At 71.1% G+C, this 25,241-nt stretch carries 26 protein-coding genes; 23 read left to right on the top strand and 3 right to left on the bottom strand.

Annotation, left to right across the window (positions count from 1 at the left end):
• Positions 1-15 precede the first annotated feature (15 nt).
• The 23 genes from DD542_RS11975 (at position 16) to DD542_RS11865 (ending at position 21,801) form a co-directional block, all read left to right on the top strand.
• On the top strand, positions 16-465 hold the full coding sequence (locus DD542_RS11975; RefSeq protein ID WP_127805828.1) for a hydrogenase: 450 nt from the start codon (positions 16-18) through the stop codon (positions 463-465).
• Between the two features lie 40 nt (positions 466-505).
• Entirely contained in the window at positions 506-1,369 is an 864-nt protein-coding gene (locus DD542_RS11970; protein WP_127805827.1) for a hydrogenase expression/formation protein, read from the top strand.
• Positions 1,366-1,596: a rubredoxin gene (locus tag DD542_RS11965; protein WP_127805826.1), complete on the top strand. Its 231-nt coding sequence runs from the start codon at positions 1,366-1,368 to the stop codon at positions 1,594-1,596. The genes DD542_RS11970 and DD542_RS11965 overlap by 4 nt, the downstream gene beginning before the upstream one ends.
• A gap of 4 nt (positions 1,597-1,600) precedes the next feature.
• On the top strand, positions 1,601-2,080 hold the full coding sequence (gene hybE, locus DD542_RS11960) for a [NiFe]-hydrogenase assembly chaperone HybE (protein WP_127805825.1): 480 nt from the start codon (positions 1,601-1,603) through the stop codon (positions 2,078-2,080).
• Positions 2,077-3,222 (top strand): hydrogenase formation protein, encoded by a 1,146-nt coding sequence (locus DD542_RS11955; protein WP_127805824.1) that lies wholly within the window; start codon positions 2,077-2,079, stop codon positions 3,220-3,222. Before hybE ends, DD542_RS11955 begins: the two co-directional genes overlap by 4 nt.
• Entirely contained in the window at positions 3,215-3,562 is a 348-nt protein-coding gene (locus DD542_RS11950; protein WP_127805823.1) for a hydrogenase maturation nickel metallochaperone HypA, read from the top strand. Before DD542_RS11955 ends, DD542_RS11950 begins: the two co-directional genes overlap by 8 nt.
• 23 nt (positions 3,563-3,585) lie before the next feature.
• A complete protein-coding gene (hypB, locus tag DD542_RS11945; RefSeq protein WP_127805822.1) occupies positions 3,586-4,575 on the top strand; it encodes a hydrogenase nickel incorporation protein HypB in 990 nt (329 codons plus the stop codon).
• 12 nt (positions 4,576-4,587) lie between these two features.
• Positions 4,588-5,727, top strand: a complete 1,140-nt coding sequence (locus DD542_RS11940) for a carbamoyltransferase HypF (protein ID WP_127805821.1) — start codon at positions 4,588-4,590, stop codon at positions 5,725-5,727.
• A complete protein-coding gene (locus DD542_RS11935) occupies positions 5,718-5,957 on the top strand; it encodes a HypC/HybG/HupF family hydrogenase formation chaperone (protein WP_079366475.1) in 240 nt (79 codons plus the stop codon). The genes DD542_RS11940 and DD542_RS11935 overlap by 10 nt, the downstream gene beginning before the upstream one ends.
• Positions 5,954-7,114, top strand: coding sequence for a hydrogenase formation protein HypD (gene hypD / locus DD542_RS11930; RefSeq protein WP_127805820.1), 1,161 nt, complete (start codon positions 5,954-5,956; stop codon positions 7,112-7,114). Before DD542_RS11935 ends, hypD begins: the two co-directional genes overlap by 4 nt.
• Positions 7,111-8,223, top strand: coding sequence for a hydrogenase expression/formation protein HypE (gene hypE, locus DD542_RS11925; protein ID WP_277750648.1), 1,113 nt, complete (start codon positions 7,111-7,113; stop codon positions 8,221-8,223). The genes hypD and hypE overlap by 4 nt, the downstream gene beginning before the upstream one ends.
• A gap of 165 nt (positions 8,224-8,388) precedes the next feature.
• The gene (locus DD542_RS11920) at positions 8,389-8,895 is read left to right on the top strand and encodes a hypothetical protein (RefSeq protein WP_066159887.1); all 507 of its coding nucleotides are present in this window, start codon (positions 8,389-8,391) and stop codon (positions 8,893-8,895) included.
• 19 nt (positions 8,896-8,914) lie between these two features.
• Complete coding sequence (locus DD542_RS11915; protein WP_127805819.1) at positions 8,915-10,723, top strand: enoyl-CoA hydratase-related protein; 1,809 nt, start codon at positions 8,915-8,917, stop codon at positions 10,721-10,723.
• On the top strand, positions 10,720-12,180 hold the full coding sequence (locus DD542_RS11910) for a sigma-54 dependent transcriptional regulator (RefSeq protein WP_127805818.1): 1,461 nt from the start codon (positions 10,720-10,722) through the stop codon (positions 12,178-12,180). The genes DD542_RS11915 and DD542_RS11910 overlap by 4 nt, the downstream gene beginning before the upstream one ends.
• Entirely contained in the window at positions 12,177-14,006 is a 1,830-nt protein-coding gene (locus tag DD542_RS11905; protein ID WP_127805817.1) for an NAD(P)H-dependent oxidoreductase subunit E, read from the top strand. Before DD542_RS11910 ends, DD542_RS11905 begins: the two co-directional genes overlap by 4 nt.
• Entirely contained in the window at positions 14,003-14,686 is a 684-nt protein-coding gene (locus DD542_RS11900; RefSeq protein WP_127805816.1) for a 2Fe-2S iron-sulfur cluster-binding protein, read from the top strand. The genes DD542_RS11905 and DD542_RS11900 overlap by 4 nt, the downstream gene beginning before the upstream one ends.
• A complete protein-coding gene (locus tag DD542_RS11895; RefSeq protein WP_127805815.1) occupies positions 14,683-15,213 on the top strand; it encodes an NADP oxidoreductase in 531 nt (176 codons plus the stop codon). The genes DD542_RS11900 and DD542_RS11895 overlap by 4 nt, the downstream gene beginning before the upstream one ends.
• Positions 15,206-16,732 (top strand): Ni/Fe hydrogenase subunit alpha, encoded by a 1,527-nt coding sequence (locus DD542_RS11890; protein ID WP_127805814.1) that lies wholly within the window; start codon positions 15,206-15,208, stop codon positions 16,730-16,732. Before DD542_RS11895 ends, DD542_RS11890 begins: the two co-directional genes overlap by 8 nt.
• Positions 16,729-17,220: a hydrogenase maturation protease gene (locus DD542_RS11885; RefSeq protein ID WP_127805813.1), complete on the top strand. Its 492-nt coding sequence runs from the start codon at positions 16,729-16,731 to the stop codon at positions 17,218-17,220. Before DD542_RS11890 ends, DD542_RS11885 begins: the two co-directional genes overlap by 4 nt.
• On the top strand, positions 17,217-18,212 hold the full coding sequence (locus DD542_RS11880) for a HupU protein (RefSeq protein ID WP_127805812.1): 996 nt from the start codon (positions 17,217-17,219) through the stop codon (positions 18,210-18,212). Before DD542_RS11885 ends, DD542_RS11880 begins: the two co-directional genes overlap by 4 nt.
• Entirely contained in the window at positions 18,209-19,669 is a 1,461-nt protein-coding gene (locus tag DD542_RS11875; protein ID WP_127805811.1) for a nickel-dependent hydrogenase large subunit, read from the top strand. The genes DD542_RS11880 and DD542_RS11875 overlap by 4 nt, the downstream gene beginning before the upstream one ends.
• A gap of 1 nt (position 19,670) precedes the next feature.
• Positions 19,671-21,017 carry an ATP-binding protein gene (locus tag DD542_RS11870; RefSeq protein WP_127805810.1) on the top strand — a complete coding sequence of 449 codons (1,347 nt, stop codon included), beginning with the start codon at positions 19,671-19,673 and terminating at the stop codon, positions 21,015-21,017.
• 25 nt (positions 21,018-21,042) lie between these two features.
• Positions 21,043-21,801 carry a TSUP family transporter gene (locus DD542_RS11865; RefSeq protein ID WP_066159918.1) on the top strand — a complete coding sequence of 253 codons (759 nt, stop codon included), beginning with the start codon at positions 21,043-21,045 and terminating at the stop codon, positions 21,799-21,801.
• Between the two features lie 4 nt (positions 21,802-21,805).
• Here DD542_RS11865 and mrdA read toward each other — a convergent pair whose 3' ends face one another.
• Genes mrdA through mreC form a run of 3 tightly spaced genes read right to left on the bottom strand, consistent with a single transcriptional unit; the run spans position 21,806 to position 25,231 of the window.
• Positions 21,806-23,755, bottom strand: coding sequence for a penicillin-binding protein 2 (gene mrdA, locus DD542_RS11860; RefSeq protein WP_127805809.1), 1,950 nt, complete (start codon positions 23,753-23,755; stop codon positions 21,806-21,808).
• A 1-nt stretch (position 23,756) separates the two neighbouring features.
• Positions 23,757-24,287 (bottom strand): rod shape-determining protein MreD, encoded by a 531-nt coding sequence (mreD, locus tag DD542_RS11855; protein WP_066159924.1) that lies wholly within the window; start codon positions 24,285-24,287, stop codon positions 23,757-23,759.
• Positions 24,284-25,231, bottom strand: coding sequence for a rod shape-determining protein MreC (gene mreC / locus DD542_RS11850; RefSeq protein ID WP_066159927.1), 948 nt, complete (start codon positions 25,229-25,231; stop codon positions 24,284-24,286). Before mreC ends, mreD begins: the two co-directional genes overlap by 4 nt.
• Positions 25,232-25,241 lie beyond the last annotated feature (10 nt).

Raw genomic sequence — 25,241 nt, 5'->3', positions numbered from 1 at the left:
ACACAAGGAGACACCATGATTGAAACCACAGAAGCCCACGCCCCCCTGGTCCAGCGCCTCGCGCGCGAGTTCGGTGCCACCTGGGTCGACGAGACCAGCGTGGCCGAATGGACCGCCGGTGGCGGCGACCGCGTCGTGCTGCTGGCCGGCGACCCGGTGCGTTTTCCCGAAGGCGTGGACGTGGCGGCGGTGCTGCCCGAGCTGATGAAGTCCTTCCCAAACCGCTTCGCTGTGGCCGTGGTGCCGCGCGACAACGAGGACGCGGTGGCCAAGCGCTACGGCTCTCAGCGCTGGCCCACGCTGCTGTTCTTCCGCGACGGCCAGTACGTGACCGCCATCGCCGGCATGCAGGACTGGGACGTGTACCTGTCCGGCGTCGCCGCCGCGCTGGCCATGCCGCCCTCGCGCCCGCCCACCATCGGCATTCCTGTCGTCAGCCAGACCGGCGGCAGCAGCTGCCACTGACCCCACCGACCACGCCCCACCGCCGCACCAGGAGCCTCTGATGAAAGCCTTTCCCATCCCCGTGGTCGCCCTCGGCCCCGGCACCCAGACCGAGGACGAGCACCTCGACTACCTGCCCATGCCCAAGGACATGGACACCTACCGCGCGCCCATGCTGCCCGAGCCGGAGGAGATTGCCGGCCGCGCGGCCGCACGCGAGGCCCTGGTCCAGGTGCTGGCGCTGCTCGACCAGGCCGCCGACGGCGGGGCGGGCGGGCAGGTGAGCCTGCAGGCCCTGCCGTCCGAAGACCGGCAGCTGGTCAACCAGGTGATGGGCGAGGGCGAGGCCAGCGCCATCGTGCGCGAGGAGTCCTCGCCGCTGGAAGTGCGCATCCAGGAGTCGGTGTTCGCCGGCGTCTGGCGCCTCATGACCTTCAGCGACGGCGCCCTGGTCGACGACGTGGTCGAGGTCGGACCGGTGCCGGCCCTGCTGCGGGTGGTGGCCGAGGAAGACGCCGAGCGCGAGTACCGGCCCTGGCTCGGCCCGCTGCCGCCCAATGTGCAGAACGCGCCGCTGCTGGTCGACGAAGTGCGCGACCAGGTGGCGCGCTGGCAGCCGGGCCACACCTCGCACGTAGTCAACCTGACGCTGCTGCCGGTGACGCCCGAAGACATCGGTTTCCTCGACCACCAGCTGGGCACCGGCCGCGTGCTGCTGCTCTCGCGCGGCTACGGCAACTGCCGCATCTCCAACACGCGCCTGCCGCACTGCTGGCGCGTGGTGTACTACAACTCCATGGACAAGGTGATCCTCAACACGGTCGAGGTGGTGGACATGCCCGAGGTCGCGATGGCGGCCCCGGAGGACCTGCGCGACTCGCACGAGCGCCTGAGCGACGTGCTCGGCTACCTCGAACAATCATGAGCGGCTTCGACGGTCAGGGCTTTGAAGGCTCGTACCTCGGCAACCGCGAGGTGCTGCGGCCCGGTTCGCGCCTGGAGTGCAAGATCTGCTGGTGGGTTTACGACCCCGCGGTCGGCGACCCGCAGTGGCAGATCCCGCCGGGCACGCCGTTCGCCGAGCTGCCGCCGCACTGGCGCTGCCCCAACTGCGACTGCGACGCCGAGCAGTTTCTTCTGTTGCCGGACTGAGGCCATGGAACACCGCGTGTCCGCCCTGGTGCAGTTCTACCGCCTCGTGCAGACCGAGCGCATGCAGGGCGTGCCCATCCTCAATCCGGCGCTGTCCGTCGAGGCCGTCGGCTTCCGGTGGGGCGACGACGAGCAGACCGTGGCCGAGGGCGTGCTGATCACGCCCTGGTTCATGAGCCTGGTGCGCCTGCCGCGGGCGGTGGAAGGCCACGGCGGCCGCGTCGCGCGCAAGGCGGTGCACGGCTTTGGCAGCGAGCGCTTCGAGTTCATCGGCGCGCACGACCCGGCCGTGGGCTACCACGAGACCTGCGCGCTGTTCTCGCCCATGGGCGGCTTCGCCACGCAGGCGCAGGCCGTCGAAACAGCCGAGGCCTCGCTGGCTTTGCTGCGGCCAGCGCCCGCACCCGTGCCCGCCGCCGAGCCGGTGCCCGCGCGCCGCACCTTCTTCACCGGCCGCCGCGGCGCGCCGGGAGCCGTGGCATGAACACCGGTCCTGATCTGGCTGGCCGCCTGCGCGTGCGCCCCGGCGCGCCGCTGGCGCAGGCGCTGCACAGCAGCCGGCGCGACTGGGCCGGGCGGCTCGGCCAGGGCCAGCCGGTCACCGCGCTGCCGGGCCTGCTGGCCGGCCTGTTCAACCTCTGCAGCCACGCGCACCGGCTCTGCGCCCAGCTCGCGATTGCGGCGGCGCGGCCTGGCGCCATGGCGATGCCCGGCGGCGCCGCGCAGCGCCTGCGCCACGAGACCGCGCAGGAGCATGTGCGCCGCATCGGCCTGGACTGGCCGCGCCTGCTCGGCCCCGCCGACGGCCATTCCCAGGGTGCCGCGCTGCAAGCGCTTCAAACCTGCCCGCTGCTGCGGCCGGCGGCCAACGGCGACGAGCCCTGGCCGCAGGCGCTGGACTGGCTGCAGCGCGAGTGCCTGCACATGCCGGCCACCACCTGGCTGCGCGCCTGGCAGGCCTGCGGCGCCGACTGGCTGCTCGACTGGGGCACGCGCCACGGCGGCTGGCTGCCGGCACTGGTGCGCGGCGCGCGCGAGGCCGACAGCGGGCGCGCGCTCGACATGGAACGGGCTCTGCGGGTGCACGGCCAGGACGACCAGCTGCGCACGCTGGCCGCGGCGCTGGCGCTCAAGCCGGGATTTGCCATGCAGCCGCTGTGGCACGGCGCCTGCGCCCACACCGGCCCCTGGGCGCGCCTGCACAGCGCCGACGACGGCCTGCCGCTCACGCCCTGGGCCCTGCTGGGCAGCCGCCTGGCCGAACTGGTGCGGCTGTGCCTGCCGGACGCGCCGGGGCAGGGCGCCGGCTGGCTGCGCCATGGCGCGCTGCACACGGCCGACGGCCAGGGCCTGGCCTGGGTCGAGATGGCGCGCGGCCTGCTGGTGCACCAGGTGGAGCTGGAGCCCGATGTGCCGGTGGTGCGCGCCTGCCGCGTGCTGGCGCCGACCGAGTGGAACTTCCACCCGGCCGGCGAGGTGGCGCGCCGCATCGCCGCGCTGGACAACACCCTGCCGCCCGCGCTGCGCACGCGCCAGCTGAACCTGCTGATGGCGGCGTTCGACCCCTGCGTGCCGTTTGAAGTGGACGCCGCGCCAGCGGTGGAAGGGGAAGTGGCCCATGCATGAAGCGAGTCTGGCTGGCGGCGTGCTGCAGCTGGTGGAAGACACGGCGCGGCGCGAAGGCTTTGCGCGCCTGCTGGAGCTGCGGCTGGAAGCCGGGCAGCTGGCCGGTGTGGACATCCGTGCGCTGCGTTTTGCGCTGGAGAGCCTGGCGCCCGGCACCCTGCTGGAGGGCGCGAGCATCGAGATCGACGAACCGCCCGGCCAGGCCTGGTGCATGGCCTGCGCGCAGACCGTGGCCATCGCCCAGCGCGGCGACGCCTGCCCGGCCTGCGGCGGTTACCAGCTGCAGCCCACGGGCGGCATGGAATTGCGCGTGGTGGACATGCGCGTGAGTGATGATTGAAGCAACGTTGAAGGAGACCGACCATGTGTGTCGTGTGCGGATGCAGTGACAACAGCCCGGCCCATGCCCGGCATGTGCAACAGAACGCGGGCAGCGAACCCGGCGTGATCACGGTCAACCCGGCCAACGGCGACTTGCACTTCGGCGCCGGTGCGGCCCGCGTGTCGGTGCCGGGAATGAGCCAGGAACGGGCCATCAAGCTGGAGACCGATATCCTGGGCGCCAACAACCGTGTGGCCCAGCAGAACCGGGCGCATTTTGAATCGCACGGTGTGACCGCGCTCAACTTCGTCTCCAGCCCCGGTTCGGGCAAGACCACGCTGCTGTGCGCCACCATCGAGGCGCTCAAGGCGCGCAAGCCCGGCCTGCACGTGGCCGTGATCGAGGGCGACCAGCAGACCAGCTTCGACGCCGACCGCATCCGCGCCACCGGCGCGCCCGCGATCCAGGTCAACACCGGCAAGGGCTGCCACCTCGACGCGCCCATGGTGGCCGAGGCGTTTGCGCAGCTGCACACACACCACCACTCGCACGACCACACCCACGGTCACGATCACGGGCATCACCACCACCACCACGGCGACGACCACAGCCTGCTGTTCATCGAGAACGTGGGCAACCTGGTCTGCCCCGCCGTGTGGGACCTGGGCGAGGCCGCCAAGGTGGCCATCCTCTCGGTGACCGAGGGCGAGGACAAGCCGCTGAAGTACCCCGACATGTTCGCGGCCTCGCAGCTGATGATCCTGAACAAGACCGACCTGCTGCCGCACGTGAAGTTCGACGTCGCGCGCTGCATCGACCTGGCGCGGCGCGTGAACCCGGCCATCGAGGTGATCCAGCTGTCCGCCACCACCGGCGAGGGCATGGACGCCTGGCTGCACTGGCTGGAGCACGCCATGGGTCATGACCATCACCACCACGAAGCTCCGGATGCCGAAGCTGCGCTGCGTCAGCGCGTGCAGCAGCTGGAGGCCGAACTGGCCCGCGCCAAAGCTGCCTTGTCGGCCAACTGACGGACTGGCGCCATGTCCACCTCCGTGCTCGCCGTCGGCGCCTGGCTCAAGAACGCGGCCTGCCTCGTGCTGGACGGCCGCGCGCACTGGTCGCCGGTGCATGGCGACCTCAGCGACCCGGCGGCCTGCGACGCGCTGGAGCGCTCGGTGCAGGCGCTGGCGCGGCAGGCGGAAGCCGCCGGTGCGCCGGTGCAGGCCATCGCACACGACCTGCACCCCGACTTCTTCAGCACCCAGCTGGCCATCGCCACCGCCGATGCGCTGGGCGTGCCGGCCATCGGCGTGCAGCATCACCACGCGCACCTCGCGGCGGTGGTCGCCGAACACGGCATCGAAGGCCAGGTGGTCGGGCTCGCGCTGGATGGTGTCGGCCTGGGAACGGACGGCATGCCCTGGGGCGGCGAACTGCTGTGGCTCGACGGGCCGCGCTGGCAGCGCCTGGGCCATTTGCAGCCGCTGGCGCTGCCTGGCGGCGACCGGGCGGCGCGCGAGCCCTGGCGCATGGCCGCGAGCGCGCTGCATGCGCTGGGCCGTGCCGACGAGATCGTGCCGCGCTTCGCACCGGTGGTGGGCGAGGCCGTGGCGGCGGGCGTGCGCCAGATGCTGGACAAGCACCTGAACTGCCCGCTGACCAGCAGCGCCGGCCGCTGGTTCGACGCCGTCGCGGGTGCGCTCGGCCTGTGTCACCACCAGCAGGACGAAGCCCAGGCGGCCATCGCGCTGGAGCAGGCCGCGACCCGCGCCATCTCGGCGCTGCCCGATCTGCCGCCGCTGGCCGGTGCGGTGCGCCACGACGACGGCCGCATCGACCTGCGCGCCGTGCTGGCGCAACTGTTCGACGCACCCGATGCCGACGCGGCCGCCGCGGGCTTCCACCTGGCCTTGGCCGACGCGTTGGCCGAGGCACTGATCACTGCCGCGCGCGGGCGCGGCGCCCGCACCGCCGCCCTGGGCGGTGGCTGCTTCTTCAACCGCATCCTGCGCGAGCGCACGGTGCAGCGCCTGCAGGCCGCCGGCCTGCGGGTGTGCCAGCCCGGCGACAAGGGCTGTGGCGACGCCGGGCTGGCCATCGGCCAGGCCTGGGTGGCGGCGCAGCAGCTTCAGACATCACAGACAACATTCCCCGTTGAGGAGAGCACCCCATGTGCCTAGCCATTCCCGCGCGCCTCGTCGAGAAGCGCGACCACGACCAGGCGGTGGTCGACCTGGGCGGCATCCGCAAGCCCATTTCCATCGCCCTGGTGCCCGAGGCCGAGGTCGGCGACTACGTGATCGTGCACGTGGGCCACGCCATCGGCATGATCGACCCGGAGGAAGCGGAGAAGACCCTCGCCTTGTTCGCCGAGATGCAGGCCATGACCGGCGCGGAGGTGCAGTCGTGAAATACATCGACGAGTTCCGCGATGGCGAACTGGCCCAGCAGATCGGCGCACGCATCCGCGCAGAGGCCGACCCGCAGCGGTCGTACAGCTTCATGGAGTTCTGCGGCGGCCACACCCACGCCATCAGCCGCTACGGCGTGCTGGAGTTGCTGCCGTCCAACGTGCGCATGGTCCACGGCCCGGGCTGCCCGGTGTGTGTGCTGCCCATTGGCCGCATCGACCTGGCGATCCGCCTGGCGCTGGAGCGCGACGCCATCGTCTGCACCTACGGCGACACCATGCGCGTGCCGGCCAGCGACAGCCTCTCGCTGATCAAGGCCAAGGCGCGCGGCGGTGACATCCGCATGGTCTATTCGGCCGCCGACGCGCTGGCCATCGCCCGCGCGAACCCGCAGCGCGAGGTGGTGTTCTTCGCCATCGGCTTCGAGACCACCACGCCGCCCACGGCACTGGCCATCCGCGACGCGCAGCGCGAAGGCCTGAGCAACTTCAGCGTCCTGTGCTGCCACGTGCTCACGCCCTCGGCCATCACCCACATCCTCGAATCGCCCGAGGTGCGCCAGTTCGGCACCGTGCCCATCGACGGCTTCGTCGGCCCCGCCCACGTCAGCATCGTGATCGGCTCCGCGCCCTACGACCATTTCGCCGAGGAGTACCGCAAGCCGGTGGTCATCGCCGGCTTCGAACCGCTGGATGTGATGCAGGCCATCCTGATGCTGGTGCGCCAGGTCAACCGCGGCGCCGCCCATGTGGAAAACGAATTCACCCGCGCCGTCACGCCCGAGGGCAACCTGCGCGCGCAGGCCCTGGTGTCCGAGGTGTTCGAGCTGCGGCCCAGCTTTGAGTGGCGCGGCCTGGGCGAGGTGCCCTACAGCGCGCTCAAGATCCGCGAGGCCTTCGCGGCCTTCGACGCCGAGCGCCGCTTCGACCTGGCCTACCAGTCGGTGCCCGACAACAAGGCCTGCGAGTGCGGCGCCATCCTGCGTGGCGTGAAGCGGCCGACCGACTGCAAGATCTTCGGCACCGTCTGCACGCCCGAGAACCCGGTCGGCTCCTGCATGGTGTCCAGCGAAGGCGCCTGTGCCGCGCACTACACCTACGGGCGCTTCCGCGACATCCCCATCGTGCCGGCACCCGTTGAGGAGACCACGCCATGAGAACCGAACACGACCAGGCCGGCGCCGGCGAGGCGCCCGCCCCCAAGCCCGTGAAGAAAAACTACATCCGCCCGCTGGACATCAAACACGGCCGCATCGACATGGGCCACGGCGCGGGCGGCAAGGCCGCAGCGCAGCTGATCGAGGAGCTGTTCCTGGCCGCTTTTGACAATGAGTTCCTGCGCCAGGGCGACGACGGCGCGGTGCTGGCGCTGCCGGCCTTCGACCCCGTCGAGGGGCGGCTGGTAATGGCGACCGACGGCCACGTGATCTCGCCGCTGTTCTTCCCCGGTGGTGACATCGGCTGCCTGTCGGTGCACGGCACGGTCAACGACGTGGCCATGTCGGGCGCGCGGCCGCTGTACCTGAGCGCCAGCTTCATCATCGAAGAAGGCTTCCCGCTGATCGACCTGCAGCGCATCGTGAAGTCCATGGCCGCGGCATCTCGCGAGGCCGGCGTGCCGGTGGTCACCGGCGACACCAAGGTGGTGGAGCAGGGCAAGGGCGACGGCGTGTTCATCAGCACCACCGGCGTCGGCGTGCTGCCGCCGGGCGTGTCCATCAGCGGCCGCAACGCCCGGCCGGGCGACGTGGTGCTGGTCTCGGGCAGCATCGGCGACCACGGCGTGGCCGTGCTCTCGCAGCGCGAGTCGCTGGCCTTCGAGACCACGATCGAAAGCGACACCGCTGCGCTGCACACCCTGGTGGCCGCCATGCTCGCGGCCGCGCCGGGCGCGGTGCGCGTGCTGCGCGACCCGACGCGCGGTGGCCTGGCGACCACGCTCAACGAGGTCGCGCGCCAGTCGGGCGTGGGCATGCTGCTGCAGGAGGCCGCCATCCCGGTCAAGCCGCAGGTGGACGCCGCCTGCGAGCTGCTGGGCCTGGACCCGCTCTACGTGGCCAACGAGGGCAAGCTGATCGCAGTGGTCGCGCCCGAGGCGGCCGAGGCCGTGCTGGCCGCCATGCGCGCCCACCCGCTGGGGCAGGACGCGGCCCGCATCGGCGAGGTCACCACCGACCCGCACCACTTCGTGCAGATGGCCACGCGCTTCGGCGGGCGGCGGGTGGTGGACTGGCTGAGTGGGGAGCAGCTGCCGAGGATTTGTTGACACCCCCCTGCGCCGCTGCGCGGCTTCCCCCCGCTCTGGCGCGCCTTCGGCGCTGGGCAGGGGGACGGCACCTGAGGCCCGGCGGAGCCGGTTCCTCGGTGCCCCTCGAAGGGGCACCTCGCTCGGGGCGGGGTCTGATGAAAACAAGAGACGAGGAGACGTGGGATGTCGAGTCTGGTGTTTCGCAAGACCGAAAGCGGCAAGGCCGAGATCGCGCAGCGGCAGGCCGGGCTGGCGCCGGCCACGCGGCAGCTGCTGATCCTGGTGAACGGCGTGGACAGTGTGCAGGCCCTGCTGGCCAAGGGGTTGGGCGATGTGCGCGGGCACCTGGACACGCTGCTGTCATTGCGCCTGATCGAGCCGGTGCCTGCAGCGCCCAGGGTCGCTCCATCACCACCACCTGCCGCGGCGGCACCCGTCCCATCAACTGATCCGTCGCCCGCCCCCGTGGTCGAAGCGGACGACCCGCAGCGCCTGCTGGCCCTGCAGCGCCGCGCCTGGCAGACCTTGCAGCCGCACTTCGGCCCCGACACGCCCACCGTGGCGCAGGACCTGCTGGCCGCGCGCAGCATCGCGCAGTACCTCGCGTCGCTGGACGGCATCCAGGCCAAGCTGGCCATTTACATGGGACGCAAGCAGGCCGAGCGCGAGATCGACGCCCTGCGCCGCTGAACACACGCACCACCACACCATGTCCCTGCGCATCCTGCTGCTCTGCCACAGCTTCAACAGCCTCAGCCAGCGCCTGTACGCCGAGCTGCGCGCGCGCGGCCACCAGCTCAGTGTCGAGCTGGACATCGCCGACAGCGTGACCGAGGAGGCCGTGGCGATGGCCCAGCCCGACCTGGTGCTGGCGCCGTTCCTCAAGCGCCGCATCCCGGCCTCGGTCTGGCAGCGCGTGCCCTGTTTCGTGGTGCACCCCGGCCCGCCCGGCGACCAGGGGCCGAGCGCGCTGGACTGGGCGGTGCGCGACCGCCAGCCGCACTGGGGCGTGACCGTGCTGCAGGCCGACGGTGAGTTCGACGCCGGCCCGGTCTGGGCCCACGCGTCGTTCGACATGCGCCCGGCCACCAAGGGCAGCCTGTACCGGCGCGAGGTCACGCGCGCCGCGCTGCAGGCCACGCTGGCCGCGGTGGATCGCTTCGCGGGCGGCGAGCGTGAGGCGCCCGCAGAACGATTCGCCGCCGGGCCGCCCCAAGGCGAATCAGCCCCCTCGGGGGGCAGCGACCCGCGCAGCGGCGGAGCGTGGGGGCGTGGCTGGAAGCCCTTGATGAAGCAAGCCGACCGAGCGGTGGATTGGTCGCGCGACGATACCGCGACCGTGCTGGCGAAGCTGCGCTGCGCGGACGGCCAGCCCGGCGTGCTGGACGCGCTCTGGGGCCAGGCCTGTTACCTCGGCGATGCCCACGCCGCCAGCGCCGCGACCCTGGCCGAATTCGCCGGCCGCGCACCCGGCGATCTGCTGGCGGTGCGCGACGGCGCGCTGCTGCGCCGCACGGTGGATGGCGGCGTGTGGATCGGCCAGGCCCGGCTCGCCGACCCGCCCGGCACCGCGCCGGGCCAGGGCCATTTCAAACAGGCGGCGGCCGAGCTGTTCGCCACCGAAGCGGCGGCGCTGCCGCAGCGCCCCGCGCCGCTGGTGCGGCCCGACGACGAATGGGCCGAGCTGCGCTACACCGAGCACGGCCCCGAGGGCGCGCGCGTGGGCTGCCTGAGCTTCGACTTCTGCAACGGCGCCATGGGCACCGAGCGCTGCGAGCGCCTGCGCGCGGCCCTGCTGGATGTGCGCGAGCGCCCGACGCAGGTGCTGCTGCTGATGGGCGGCGAGGGCTTCTTCAGCAACGGCATCGACCTCAACCGCATCGAGGCCGCCGCGCACCGCCCTGGCGACAGCGCGGCCGACGAATCCTGGCGCAACATCCAGGCCATGGACGACGTGGCGCTGGCCGTGCTGGAGACCACCGACCGCCTCACGGTCAGCGTGATGCGCGGCAACGCGGGCGCGGGTGGCGTGTTCCTCGCACTCGCGGCCGACCAGGTCTGGGCGCACGAGGGCGTGGTGCTCAACCCGCACTACAAGAACATGGGCAACCTCTACGGCTCGGAGTACTGGACCTACCTGCTGCCGCGCCGCCTGGGCGAGGCCGGCGCGCGCGAGCTGATGGCGGGCCGCCTGCCGCTGCGCGCCGCCGACGCGTTGCGCATCGGCCTCATCGACGCCTGCGACGAAGGCCCGCGCGAGGGCTATGAAAACCGCGCCATTCAACGCGCGCTGGCGCTGGCCGGCTCCTACAATCATCGCGAACAGGTGGCGGCCAAACAGGCCCGGCGCGCCGCCGACGAGGTGCACTGCCCGCTGGCCCGCTACCGCGAACAGGAACTGGCGCGCATGCACCGCAACTTCTACGGCTTCGACCCGAGCTACCACGTGGCCCGGCACCACTTCGTGCACAAGCTGCCGCACGCCTGGACACCGCGCCACCTCGCCACCCACCGATGACCCCACCCCCGTTCCACGACCTCTTGCCCACCGTTCTGGTGGTCGACGACGAGGTGCGTTCGCAGGACGCGCTGCGCCGCACGCTGGACGAGGACTTCACCGTGTTCACCGCCAGCAGCGCCGACGAGGCGCGCGGCCTGCTGCAGCGCCAGCCGGTCAGCGTGATCCTGTGCGACCAGCGCATGCCCGGCATGACCGGCGTGAACTTCCTCAAGGAAGTGCGCGAGCAGTGGCCCGACATCGTGCGCATCGTCCTCTCGGGCTACACCGACAGCGAAGACATCATCGCCGGCATCAACGAGGCCGGCATCTACCAGTACATCCTCAAGCCCTGGTCGCCCGACCACCTGCTCGACGCGGTGCGCAACGCGGTGGAGGCCCAGGTGCTGCAGCAGCAGACCAGCCGGCTCGACCTGGAGCTGCGCACCAGCACCCGCGTGCTGCGCCAGCGCACCGCGAGCCAGATGGCGCAGGCCAAGAGCCATTTCGGGTTCGAGCGCATCGTGCGCGCGCCGGGCAGCCCGCTGGACCTGCTCTGCCGCATGGCCGAACGCGCGGCGCGCTACGACATCCCGGTGCTGGTGCTGGGCGAGTCGGGCACCGGCAAGGAGCTGTTGGCGCGCGCCATCCACTACGCCAGCCCGCGGCTGACCGGCCCCTTCGTGGTGGAGAACTGCGCCGCCATCCCCGACACCCTGCTCGAATCCGAACTGTTCGGCCACAAGCGCGGCGCCTTCACCGGGGCCTTTGAAGACCACGCCGGCCTGTTCCAACGCGCCGACGGCGGCACCGTCTTCCTCGACGAAATCGGCGAGACATCGCCGGCCTTCCAGGTCAAGCTGCTGCGCGTGCTGCAGGAGGGCGAGGTGCGGCCCGTGGGCGCGGCGCGGCCGGTGCCGGTGGACGTGCGCATCATCGCCGCCACCCACCGCAACCTCGAACAGCGGGTGCGCGAGGGCCTGTTCCGCGAAGACCTCTACTACCGGCTCTCGGCCGTGACGCTCACGGTGCCGCCGCTGCGCGAGCGCGTGGCCGACATCCCGCCCATCGCACGCCAGATCGTGCAGGACGTGGCGGGCGAACTCGGCCACCCGGGCGCCGCACTCACCGACGAGACCCTGGCCTGCCTGCTGGCCTACCCCTGGCCCGGCAACATCCGCGAGCTGCGCAACGAGATCGGCCGCGCGCTGGCGCTGCACGAGGGCACCGAGCTGCCGCCCGAGGCGTTCTCGCCGCGCGTGCTGCAGGGCCGTGCGGCCGGCGGCGGTGGTGATCTCACCGCGGCCCTGCCGGCCAGCGGCAGCCTGACCGAGCGCCTGGACGTGATCGAGGCCATGGTGCTGCGCGAGACACTGTTGCGCCACCGCTGGAACAAGACGAAGGCGGCGGCAGAGCTGGGCCTCTCCCGCGTGGGCCTGCGGGCCAAGATGCAACGCTTCGGCCTGGACAAACCATGACCGTCTTTGACCAACCCGGCAGCTTCCACGTCGCCGACGCGGTGCTGGCGCGCTGGCACCACGACCCGCACGCGCTGGTGCAGGTGCTGCGCGAGACCCAGGCGCAGACCCACTGGCTGCCGCGCGAACTGCTGGCCCACATCGGGCGCGCGCTGGGCCTGACCCTGGCCCATGTCGAAGGCGTGGCCAGCTTCTACCGCTTCTTCCACCTGCGGCCCGTGGGTCGCGTGCGCGTGCTGTTCTCGGACAACATCACCGACCGCATGGCGGGCAGCGACGCGCTGATGCAGCGGCTGTGCGAGCGCCTGGGCGTGGCGCCCGGCCAGGTCGATGCGCAGGGCCGCTTCAGCGTCGACCGCTGTTCCTGCACCGGCCTGTGCGACCAGGGGCCGGCCCTGCTGGTCAACCACCACCAGGTGGTGACGCGGCTGGACGCCGGGCGCATGGACCAGCTGGCCGAGCGGCTGCTGGCCGGCGTGCCGCCCGAGGACTGGCCGGTCGACTGGTTCGCGGTGGAAGACCACGTCCGGCGCGCCGACGTGCTGCTGCAGGGCCTGCCCGCCGATGCCCCGTCGCTGCCCGCCGTGTTGTCCCGCACACCCGCCGAACTGCTGGCCGAGGTCGAACGTTCGGGCCTGCGTGGCCGCGGTGGCGCCGGTTTCCCGACCGCGCGCAAGTGGCGCGCCTGTGCCGAGGCCGATGCGCCCGACGGCCAGCGCTGCGTGGTCTGCAACGCCGACGAGGGCGAGCCCGGCACCTTCAAGGACCGCGTGCTGCTGAGCCGCCACGCCGACGAACTGTTCGACGGCATGACGCTGGCCGCGCGCGCCATCGGCGCGCAGACCGGTCTGGTCTACCTGCGCGGCGAGTACCGCTTCCTGCTGCCGCAGCTCGAAGCCGTGCTGCAGCGCCGCCGTGCGAACGGCCTGCTGGGGCGCAATGCCGGTGGTGTGGCCGGGTTCGATTTCGACATCGCCATCCACCTCGGCGCGGGCGCCTACGTCTGCGGCGAGGAGTCGGCGCTGATCGAATCGCTCGAAGGCCAACGTGGCACGCCGCGCATCCGCCCGCCCTTCCCGGTGCAGCATGGCTACCTCGGCCGACCGACCGTGGTCAACAACGTCGAGACCCTGGTGGCGGTGGCCCACATCGCGCGCCGCGGCGGCGCCTGGTGGGCCGGGCTCGGCACACCGGCCTCCACCGGTACCAAGATCCATTCGGTCTCGGGCGACTGCGAGCGCCCCGGCCTCTACGAATATCCGCTGGGCACGCCGCTGGCGCAGATCCTGGCCGACTGCGGCGCGCGCGACCCGCAGGCGGTGCAGGTGGGTGGTCCCTCGGGCAGCTGCGTGCCGGCCAGCGGCTTCGGTCGCGTCATCGGGTTTGAAGACCTGCCCAGCGCCGGTGCCCTGATGGTGTTCGACCACACCCGCGACCTTTTCGAGGTAGCGCGGCACTTCGCGCGCTTCTTCGCCCACGAAAGCTGCGGCCTGTGCACGCCGTGCCGCGTCGGCACCGAGCTGGTGGTGCGCCGGCTCGACAAGCTGGCCCACGAACGCGGAGCCGGCCGCGGCTCGGCCTTCGACGTCGCGCGTCTGCACGAACTGGACGCGCTGCTGCACAGCGGCACCCACTGCGGCCTGGGCGTCTCGGCCTGCAACCCGCTGCGCGATACCCTGGCCCACTTCGGCCAGGCTTATGCGCAGCGCAGCATGGCGGCGCAGTTCCAGCCCGAGATCGACCTCGACGCCGAGCTCTCATCGGCCCGCCGCGCGACCGGGCGGACCGACCCGGGCGCGCACCTTTCCACGGACCATTCGGTATGAGCAGCACCTTCGACTTCGACGGCCAGCCCGTCCCGCTGCAACCCGGCGACACCATCCTCCAGGCCGCGCAGCGCGCCGGCCACGAGGTGCCGCGCCTGTGCTGGCACGAAGGCGTGTCGGCCAGCGCTTCGTGCCGGCTGTGCACCGTGGTGGCCGACGGCCGGCCCGTGGCCGCCTGCGTCACGCCCGCGGTGGCGGGGCAGCGGGTGGAGTGCCACACCGAAGCCCTGAAGGCGCGGCGCCTGCACCTGCTGCAGATGCTGTTCGTCGAGGGCAACCACTTCTGCCCCGGCTGCGAAAAAAGCGGCAACTGCCAGCTGCAGCACCAGGCCGAACGCGCCGGCATGACCGACCTGCACTACGAGCCGCTGCACCCCGAGCGCCCGGTGGACGCCAGCCACCCCGACGTCTGGTTCGAGCCCAACCGCTGCATCCTGTGCCAGCTCTGCGTGCGCGCCAGCGACGAACTCGATGGCAAGCGCGTGTTCGCCATCGGCGGCCACGGCATCGGTGCGAAGCTGCTGATCGACAGTGAGAGTGGCCGGCTCGGCGACAGCCAGTTGTCGGTGGAGGACCGCGCGGCCCACATCTGCCCGGTGGGCGCGCTGCTGCCCAAGCGCGTCGGCTTTGCCCAGCCCTACGGACAGCGGACCTTCGACGATGCGGAGACGCGCGGATGAACACCGACAGCACCCCCCGCAAGTGGCGCGTGGCCACGGTCTCGCTGGCCGGCTGCTTCGGTTGCCACATGTCCTTTCTCGACATCGACGAACGCCTGTTCGGGCTGATCGAGCATGTGGAATTCGACCGCTCGCCACTGACCGACATCAAGACCGTCGGCCCCTGTGACATCGGCCTGATCGAAGGCGGCCTGTGCAACGCCGAGAACGTGGAGGTGCTGCGCGCCTTCCGCGACCAGTGCCGGGTGCTGGTGGCCGTGGGCGCCTGCGCCATCACCGGTGGCCTGCCGGCGCTGCGCAACCACCTGGACGTGGGCGAGATGATGAAGGCGGTCTACGGTGAGGTGCCCAACGACCCCGAGCTGCCGCTGCCGCTCAACCGCGTGCGGCCGATCCACGAAGTCGTGCAGATCGACCACGCGCTGCCCGGCTGCCCGCCGCCGGCCGATGCCTTCTGGCAGCTGCTGCAGGATCTGATGGCCGGGCGCGAACCTGCATTGAAAAAAGGCCTGATCCGTTATGACTGACGCCGCCCGCCCGCTCGAAACCGCGGCCGATCCGCAGAGCCTGCGCCGCATCGTCATCGACCCGGTCTCGCGCGTCGAAGGCCATGGCAAGGTCACGCTGCTGCTCGACGACCAGCAGCGTTTGCAGCAGGTGCGCCTGCACATCGTCGAGTTCCGCGGCTTCGAGCAGTTCATCGTCGGCAGGCCCTACTGGGAGGTGCCGGTGATGGTGCAGCGCCTGTGCGGCATCTGCCCGGTCTCGCACCACCTGGCCGCGTCCAAGGCGCTGGACCGCGTGGTCGGCGGCTGGCCGGTGCCCGAGGCTGCCGACCGCATCCGCCGGCTGATGCATTACGGCCAGATCGTTCAGAGCCACGCGCTGCACTTCTTCCACCTGTCCTCGCCCGACCTGCTGTTCGGCTTTGGTGCCGACGTCGCGCAGCGCAACATCGTCGGCGTGGCGGTGGCCCACCCCGAGGCCGCGCGCCAGGGCGTGATGCTGCGCAAGTTCGGCCAGGAGGTGATCCGCATCACCTCGGGCAAGCGGGTGCACGGCACCGGCTCGGTGCCCGGCGGCATGAACCGCGCGGTGGCGCGCGAAGACCGCGACCTGCTGCGCGCGCAATTGCCTGAGGTGCTGGCCTGGGCCGAGGCGGCGGTGGACCTGGCGCAGCGCCTGCACACCGGCCTGCCACCCGCCTACGAGCACTTCGGCGAAACGCCCGCGGCCATGATGTCGCTCATCGGCCCCGGCGGCGCGATGGAGCTGTACGACGGCGCGCTGCGCTTGCGCGAGGCCGATGGCCGCATCGCGGTGGACGGCTTCGAGGACCAGCGCTACCGCGAGCTGATCGACGAGGCCGTCAAGCCCTGGACCTACATGAAGTTCCCCTACCGCCGCGCGCTCGGGCCCGAGGCCGGCTGGTACCGCGTCGGCCCGCTGGCGCGGCTGCAGAACTGCGACCACATCCCCACGCCGCGCGCCGAAGCGCGGCGTCAGGCCTTTGTGGCCGCGCACGGCGGTCGGCCGGTGCACGCGGTGCTGGCCACGCACTGGGCGCGCATGATCGAGCTGCTGCACGGCGTGGAGGTGATTGCGCAGCTGCTGGACGACCCGGTCATCCTCGGCGGGCCGCTGCAGGCCACGGGCGATCGCCAGCGCAGCGGCGTCGGCATCATCGAGGCGCCACGAGGCACGCTGCTCCACGAATACGAAGTGGGCGACGACGACCTGGTGACGCGCTGCAACCTGATCGTCTCGACCACACACAACAACCAGGCGATGAACGAAGCGGTGCGTTCGGTCGCGCTGCAGTACCTCGACGGCCAGACCATCACCGAGCCGCTGCTCAACCACCTCGAAGTCGCCATCCGCGCCTACGACCCCTGCCTGTCCTGCGCCACCCACGCGCTGGGCCAGATGCCGCTGTCGGTGACGCTGCGCGATGCGAAAGGTGAGGTGCTGGACCACGTGCTGCGCTCGTCCAGCGGCGAGACGCAGCGCGGCGCCACGCCGCACCCGATGGAGCGCGCGCAATGAACGAGCCGGTGGCGCCGCTGCTGGTGCTGGCCTGGGGCAACCCCAGCCGCGGCGACGACGCGCTCGGGCCGCTGCTGGCCGAACGCCTGCTGGCCCATGCCGAGGCGGCTTCTCTCGCCGGCCGCGTCGAGGTGCTGACCGATTTCCAGTTGCAGGTGGAGCACGCGCTGGACCTGGTGGGCCGGGAGCGCGTGCTGTTCGTCGATGCCGCGCTGGACCTCGCAGAGCCGTTCACCGTGCGCCCGCTGCAGGCCGCGCGCGGCGGCGGCATCGGCAGCCATGCGCTCGCGCCCGAGGCGGTGCTGCAGGTGTACGAGGACCTGCATGGCCACGCGCCACCGGCCTCGACCCTGCTGGCCATTCGCGCGTCCGCTTTTGAACTGGGTGCCGCGCCGAGCGTCCAAGCGTTGAAGGACCTGGACCAGGCCGTCGCCTGGGTCTGCCGCTGGCTGACTGGCGAACTCGTTACGGAAGAGGTCCCCGCATGAACGTCCTGTGGTTGCAATCCGGTGGCTGCGGCGGCTGCAGCATGTCGCTGCTGTGCGCCGACACGACCGACTTCCAGGGCCACCTGCGCGACGCGGGCATCCACATGCTCTGGCACCCCTCGCTCTCGCTGGCCAGCGGTGAGGACGTGCTGGCGCTGCTGCAGTCGGTCATGGACGGGGGCACGCGGCTGGACGCGCTCTGCGTCGAAGGCTCGCTGCTGCGCGGCCCCAACGGCACCGGCCGCTTCCACATGCTCGCCGGCACCGGCCTGCCCATGATCCACTGGGTGCGCGAGCTGGCGGCGAAGGCGCGCCACGTGCTGGCGGTGGGCAGCTGCGCAGCCTGGGGCGGCGTCACGGCCGGCGGTGACAACCCCACCGACGCCTGCGGCCTGCAGTACGAGGACGACCGCCCCGGCGGTCTGCTGGGGGCGGATTTCCGCAGTGGCAGCGGCCTGCCGGTGATCAACATCGCCGGCTGCCCCACGCACCCGAGCTGGGTCATCGACACGCTGATGGCGCTGGCGTCCGACGCCTTCAACGCCGACGACCTCGATCCGCTGGCTCGCCCGCGCTTCTACGCCGACCAGCTGGTGCACCACGGCTGCACGCGCAACGAGTACTACGAGTTCAAGGCCAGCGCCGAGAAGCCGTCCGACCTGGGCTGCATGATGGAGCACATGGGCTGCAAGGGCACGCAGGTGCACGCCGACTGCAACATCCGGCCCTGGAACGGCGAGGGCAGCTGCACCCGCGGCGGCTACGCCTGCATCGCCTGCACCGAGCCGGGCTTCCAGGAGCCCGGCCACCCCTTCCACCAGACGCCCAAGATCGCCGGCATCCCGGTGGGGCTGCCGACCGACATGCCCAAGGCCTGGTTCGTGGCGCTGGCCTCGCTGTCCAAGAGCGCCACGCCGAAGCGGGTGAAACACAACGCCACCGCGGACCACCTGGTGGAAAAGCCCGCCATCCGGAGAACCCGTCTCAAATGAGCTCCCGCCTGCTCGTCGGCCCCTTCAACCGCGTCGAGGGTGATCTCGAAGTCGCGCTCACCATCGAGGGCGGGCGCGTGCGCGAGGCGCGCGTCAACGCCACCATGTACCGCGGCTTCGAGCAGATCCTGCAGGGCAAGGCGCCGCACGACGCGTTGGTCTACGTGCCGCGCATCTGCGGCATCTGCTCGGTCTCGCAGTCGGTCGCGTCGGCGCGTGCGCTGGCCGACCTCGGGGGCATCGTGATGCCACCCAACGGGCAGCACGCGACCAACCTGATCCTGGCGACCGAGAACCTGGCCGACCACCTGACCCACTTCTACCTGTTCTTCATGCCCGACTTCGTGCGCCCGGTGTACGCCGACCGGCCCTGGCACGCCGAGGCGGTGCGCCGCTTCGCGCCCGACACGGGGGAACAGGTGCGCGCGGCGACGGCGGCGCGCCAGCGCTGGTTCACGCTGCTGGGCACGCTGGGCGGCAAGTGGCCGCACACGCAGTCGGTCGAGCCGGGCGGCTCCACTCGCCCGATCGACGCGGCCGAGCGCGTGCGCCTGCTGGCCAAGCTGCGCGAGTTTCGCGGCTTCCTGGAACGGCAGCTGATCGGCGACGCGCTCGAAACCTTCACCGCGCTGGACAGCGAAGACGCGCTCTGGGCCTGGCATGCGCGCGATCCGCTGGGCAGCGACCTGCGCTTCTTCCTCACCCTGGTGCAGGACCTGTCGCTGCAGACGCTGGGCCCGGGGCCGGGGCGCTACCTCAGCTACGGCGCCTACGTGCAGCCGGATGGCTCCCATGCGCTGGCGCAAGGTCTGTGGCGCGGCGATGCGCAGCGCCTGGACCCGGTGGACGCGCACGCCATCACCGAAGACGCCACGCACGCCTGGCTGGCGCAGCCGCGCGAACCGCTGCATCCCCTGCACGGTCTCACCCGGCCCGAGCCCGACAAGGCCGGCGCCTACACCTGGAACAAGGCGCCGCGACTGGGCGGAGAGGTGGTCGAGACGGGGGCCATCGCGCGCCAGCTCGCCAGCGGCCACCCGCTGCTGCGCGATGCGGTGGCGCGCCACGGCGGCACCGTGTTCACGCGCGTGCTGGCGCGCGTGCTCGAACTCGCGCGCGTGCTGCCGATGATGGAAGACTGGCTGCAGGCCATCCGTCCGACAGAGGCCTTCTGTGTGCCGACCGAGCTGCCCGACGAAGGCCACGGTGTCGGCCTGTCCGAGGCCGCGCGCGGCGCGCTGGGCCACTGGCTGGTGGTGCGCGGCGGGCGCCTCGCGAATTACCAGATCGTCGCGCCCACGAGCTGGAACTTTTCGCCCCGCGACGCGCAGGGCACACCCGGCGCGCTGGAGCAGGCGCTGGTGGATGCGCCGGTGCGCGAGGGCGAAAAGACGCCGGTGGCGGTCCAGCACATCGTCCGCTCCTTCGACCCCTGCATGGTTTGTACTGTTCATTGAGATGAGCAAGGCCCGCGCCCCCAGCCCGCTGCCCACCGCGCCCATGGAGGGGGTGGACGAAACGACCTGGCTGGACGTGATCCAGAAGATGGACGAGGTCTACACCCGGCTCATCGACGACGAGGTCGAGCTGGAGAAAAAGAACAGCGAACTGGAGCAGTCGCAGCAGTTCATCTTCAGCGTGCTCAGCGCCATGTCGGACGTGCTCATCGTCTGCGACGAGCGCGGCCTGATCGAGCAGACCAACGCCGCGCTGTGCGAGCTGGTGGGCCGGCGCGAGGAGCAGCTGCGCGGCAGCGGCCTGGCCGATCTGCTGGCCGATGAGGCCAGCGTGCAGGCGGCGCGCGCCGCCATGGACCGCGGCGAGGCGCCGCACGGCGGCCAGGGCATCGAGCTCAACCTGCTGGACCGCCAGGGCCAGCCGGTGCCGGTGGATGCGAACTGCACGCCGCGCATCGGCGCCAACGGCAAGCGCCTGGGCACGGTCTGGGTCGGGCGGCCGACGGCCGAGCTCAAACGCGCTTACCACGAGATGCGCGCCGCGCACGAGGCCCTCAAGCGCACGCAGCAGCAGCTGCTGCATTCGGAAAAGATGGCCTCGCTGGGCCAGCTGGTGGCGGGCGTGGCACACGAGCTGAACAACCCGATCAGCTTCGTGCTGGGCAACGTGCATGCGCTCAACAAGTACAGCCAGCGCCTGCGCAGCTACATCGCCGCCTTTCACGCCCACGAGCCCGAAGCCGTGCTGCGGCAGCAGCGCGAGAAGCTGCGCATCGACCACCTGCTGGCCGACCTGCCGTCGCTGATCGACGGCACGCTCGAAGGCGCGCAGCGCACCGCCGACATCGTGCACGGGCTCAAGCGCTTCTCGGCCATGGACCCGGAGGAGCGCAAGCCGGTGAACCTGGTCGAAGTGATCGAGCGCGCTATCCACTGGGTGCAGAAGGGCCGTGCGGTGCCCGTGCCGGTGCGCTGGGCACCGCTGCAGGCCTGCACCGTGCTGGGCAGCGCCGGCCAGTTGCAGCAGGTGATGATGAACCTGCTGCAGAACGCCTTCGACGCGCTGTCGTCGGTGCCCGAGCCCATGGTCCGGGTGGAGATGGGTTGCCCCGGCGAAGCGGACCCGCCCACGGTGCGGGTGACGGTGCGCGACAACGGCCCTGGCATCCCGCCCGAGCACCTGCTGCGCATCTTCGACCCCTTCTTCACCACCAAGCCGGTGGGCAAGGGCACCGGTCTGGGCCTGTCGATCAGCTACGGCATCGTCGAGCAGCACGGCGGGAGCCTGACCGCGCGCAACGCCGAGGGCGGCGGGGCCGAGTTCGTGCTCGAGTTGCCGCGGGCCTGATCGGACCGGCGGCGACAATCGCCGCATGGAGATCTTTCTTGTTTCGCTGGCCTCGCTGTTCGCCGGCTTCGTCGATTCGATCGTGGGCGGTGGTGGCCTGATCCTCACGCCCACTCTGTTCGCGATCTTTCCCACCACCCACCCGGCCACGCTGTTCGGCGTCAACAAGAGCGCGTCGATCTGGGGCACGGCGGCCGCCGCCGCGCAGTACGCGCAGCGCGTGCAGATGCCCTGGCATGCGCTGCTGCCCGCGGTGGCCGTGTGTTTTGCCGGGGCCATGGCGGGCGCCTGGACGGTGACGGTGATCTCGCCGGAGTTCCTGCGCAAGGCGCTGCCGCTGATCCTGCTGCTGGTGCTGGGCTACACCCTGATGCGCAAGGACCTGGGGCGTCACCACACGCCGCGCTTCACGGCGCGCGGCGAGATGCTGGCGGCCTGTACGCTGGGCCTGCTGATCGGTTTCTACGATGGCTTCTTCGGCCCGGGCACCGGCAGCTTCTTCGTCTTCCTGTTCGTGCGCTGGCTGGGCTACGACTTCCTGCACGCCAGCGCCAGCGCCAAGCTGCTCAACACCGCGTCCAACCTCGCGGCGCTGATCCTGTTCTCGCTCAAGGGCCACATCTGGTGGCACTACGTGCTGCCGCTGGCGGCGGCCAACGTGATCGGCAGCCTGCTGGGCACGCGGCTGGCGCTCAAGCACGGCAGCGGCTTCGTGCGCGTGGCCTTCATCGTGGTGGTCAGCGCGCTGATCCTCAAGACCAGCTACGACGCCTGGCTCCGCTGAAGCCTCAGGGGCTGTCCCAGGGCACCTCGCTGGCCTTGAGCGGCGTGCCGATGGGCGGGCCGGCTTCTCCCTTCTGCACCGCGGCCAGGTCCTGCGGGTTCGGGTACTGGTCCATCAGCAGGTAGTCGAACACGCGCCGCGCGATCGGCGCCGCAGCGGCCGCGCCGAAGCCTGCGTTCTCGACCACCACGGCCAGCGCCACGGTGGGGTTCTCCAGGGGCGCGAAGGCCAGGTAGAGCGAGTGGTCGCGCTGGTGTTCTTCGAGTTTGCGGGCGTCGTAGCGGTCCTTCTGGCCAATGGTCACCGCCTGGGCCGTGCCGGTCTTGCCACCGCTGAGGTAGCCGGCACCGGCGAACACCCGCGTCGACGTGCCTTCGACAGTGACACCGTGCATGGCGCGCAGCACGGTGTCGATGTTCTGGCGCTTGAACCCCAGGTTGACTTCGGCGGGCGTGGGCAGGGGCGTGCGCTCGCGCGTCAGCACGTTCTCGGTGGCCAGCGTCAGGTGGGGCGTGCGCTTGATGCCGCCGCCCGCCAGCGTGGCCATGGCGTGGGCCAGCTGCAGCATGGTGAAGTTGTTGTAGCCCTGGCCGATGCCCAGCGAGATGGTTTCGCCCGGGTACCACTTCTGCTGCTCGGGCCGCTTGTAGGTCTTGCGCTTCCACTCCTGGTTGGGCAGCACGCCGCGCACCTCGCCCTTGAGGTCGATGCCGGTGATCTGGCCGAAGCCCAGCGGCGCCATGAAGTCGTGCATGGCCTCCACGCCCATCTCGTTGGCCAGCGAGTAGTAGTAGACGTTGCTTGATTTGACGATGCTGCGGTGCATGTCGACCGCGCCCAGGCCGCCGTCGCCGTGGCTGCGGAAGCGGTGGTTGCCGAACATCCAGTAGCCCGGGTCGTTGATGACGGAGCTCGCGCTGCGGGTGCCGGTTTCCAGAGCGCCCAGGGCCATGAAGGGCTTGTAGGTGGAGCCGGGCGGGTAGGTGCCGCGCAGGGCGCGGTTGAGCAGGGGCTTGTCCAGCGACTCGTTGAGCGCTTTCCAGCTTTCCGAGTCGATGCCTTCGACGAACAGGTTGGGGTCGAAGGTCGGTTTGGAGACGAAGGCCAGCACCTCGCCGTTGCGCGGGTCGATGGCCACCAGCGCGCCACGGCGCTCGCCGAACATGTCCTCCACCAGCTTCTGCAGCTTGATGTCGATCGACAGGACCACAGTGTTGCCCGGGGTGGCCGGCGTGTTGGCCAGCGAGCGCACCGCGCGGCCCCCGGCCGAGGTCTCGACGCGGTCGAAACCGGTGACGCCGTGCAGCTCGCGCTCGTACTGCTGCTCGGTGCCCAGCTTGCCGATGTGGTCGGTGCCGCGGTAGTTGGCCTGGTCCTCTTCCGGCCATTCATCGATGCTTTCCTTCTCCCGCTGGTTGATGCGGCCGATGTAGCCGATCACATGGCTGGCGACCTCGCCATGGGGGTAGTGGCGGATCAGGCGAGCGCGCACATCCACCCCGGGAAAACGGTAGCGCTGTGCGGTGAAGCGGGCGACCTCGTCGTCGGTCAGGCGGGTGCGGATGGGCAGCGAATCGAAGCGCCGCGATTCTTCGAGCAGCTTGCGGAAGCGCCGCTTGTCGCGCGGCTGGATGTCGACCAGCTCGCCCAGCGCCTCGATCGTGCTGTCCAGGTCCTCGACCTTGGAAGGGGTGATCTCCAGTGTGTAGGCCGAGAAGTTGGTGGCCAGCACGCGGCCGTGCCGGTCCAGGATTTGCCCGCGGTTGGGCACCACCGGCAGCACCGCGGTGCGGTTGCTCTCGGCCTGGGCGTCGAGCTCGTCGTGGCGCAGCACCTGCAGGTAGACCATGCGCGCGGCCAGCAGGCCGAACGCAAACAGCACCGCCAGCCCCGCCACCACCACCCGGGTGCGGAACTGCGCCAGGTCGGCTTCGACATTGCGAAGTTCGGTCATGTCAGAGGGGGCGGTTATCGTCCGGGTCCGGTGCGCGGCGCTGTGGCGCCAGCAGCAGCACCGAGGCCACTGGCCACAGCGCGGCTTCGATCACCGGCGCCAGCAGGTGGCTCCAGCTCGGAAAGCCGTCGCCGGCGATCAGCCGCACCAGCCACTCCAGCGCGTGCACCGCGAAGAACAGCGGCAGCACCTGCACCGCCTGCGTCGGCACGTCGAACCACAGCAGGCGCCGGTGCATGAACACCGCGAAGTAGCCGAGCACGGTGTAGGCCAGGGCGTGCTGGCCCAGCAGGGCGCCCTGGTGCACGTCGATCACCAGACCGAAGAAGAAGGCCGTGCCCACACCGATGCGCAGCGGCTGGTGCACGCTCCAGAACACCAGGGCCACGACCAGCAGGTCCGGCGTCCAGGCGGCGCGGCCCCACAGGCCCATGTTCATGAGGATGTTGATCAGCAGCGCACCGATCAGGCTGCTCCAGATGAACACCGGGTTGGCCGGCAGCAGCAGCTGCTGCCCGGGGCGCATGATCATGGCGACCTCCCGCGGTCGGATGGGGTGGCCGCGACCGGGGGCGCTCCCTTGCCGGCAGCGGCCGGGCCTGCTGGCGGCGCGGGCAGCGACTGCCCCACGGGCGTGAGCACCAGCACATGCAGCACCCCCTGCATGCGGGCCACCGGCGCGCAGTTGATGCGGGTGAACGAGGACTCGGCGCGGCGTTCGACCTTGGTGATGCGCCCCACCGGCAGGCCCGCCGGGTAGACCCCGTCGACGCCGCTGGTGGTCAGGAGGTCGCCCTCGTTGATGTCGGCGTTGGCCAGCGTGTAGCGCAGCTCCAGCCCATCGCCGTCTTCGCCGGGCTGACCATAGACCACACTGCGCACACCAGTGCGGGTGTTGAGCACCGGGATGGCCTGGTCGCGGTCGATCAGCATCGTGACCTCGGACACCAGGGGGTACACACGTGTGACCTGGCCCAGCACGCCGCTGTCGTCGATCACGGGCGAGCCCGGCACGATGCCATGGGTCTGGCCGCGGTCGATGACCACCTTGCGCGAATAGGGGTCGGCGGCGTCGTAGAGCACCTGTGCGCCGGTGGCGGGCGTGGTGATGCGCTCGCGCATCACCAGCAGTTCGCGCAGGCGCTGGTTCTCCAGGGTCAGTTGCTCGACCTGCAGCGCTCGCTCGGCCTGGGTCGCGAGTTGCGTGCGCGCGTCGGACGCCACCTGCTCGGCGGCGTGCAGGCTGGTGAAGTAGCCGCCGGCCTGGCGGGCGGCGTCCACCGGCTGCATCACCAGCCACTGCACCGGGTACAGGGCCGTGGCGAGCGCCGCGCGCAGCGGCATGGTGATCTGGAAACGGGTGTCCGCGACCATCAGGAACAGCGCGACCGCGCTGAACACCATGAGCTTGGACAGGGCCGACGGCCCCTGTTTGAAAAACGGGGGCGGGGTGCGGTCCAGGGTGCCCAGTGGCATGGCGGTATGG

The organism is Hydrogenophaga sp. NH-16 (assembly GCF_004006415.1).
GTDB lineage: Bacteria > Pseudomonadota > Gammaproteobacteria > Burkholderiales > Burkholderiaceae_C > Hydrogenophaga > Hydrogenophaga pseudoflava.
Note: the sequence above shows the minus strand (reverse complement) of the source record. Positions and strands in the feature narration are given on the sequence as shown.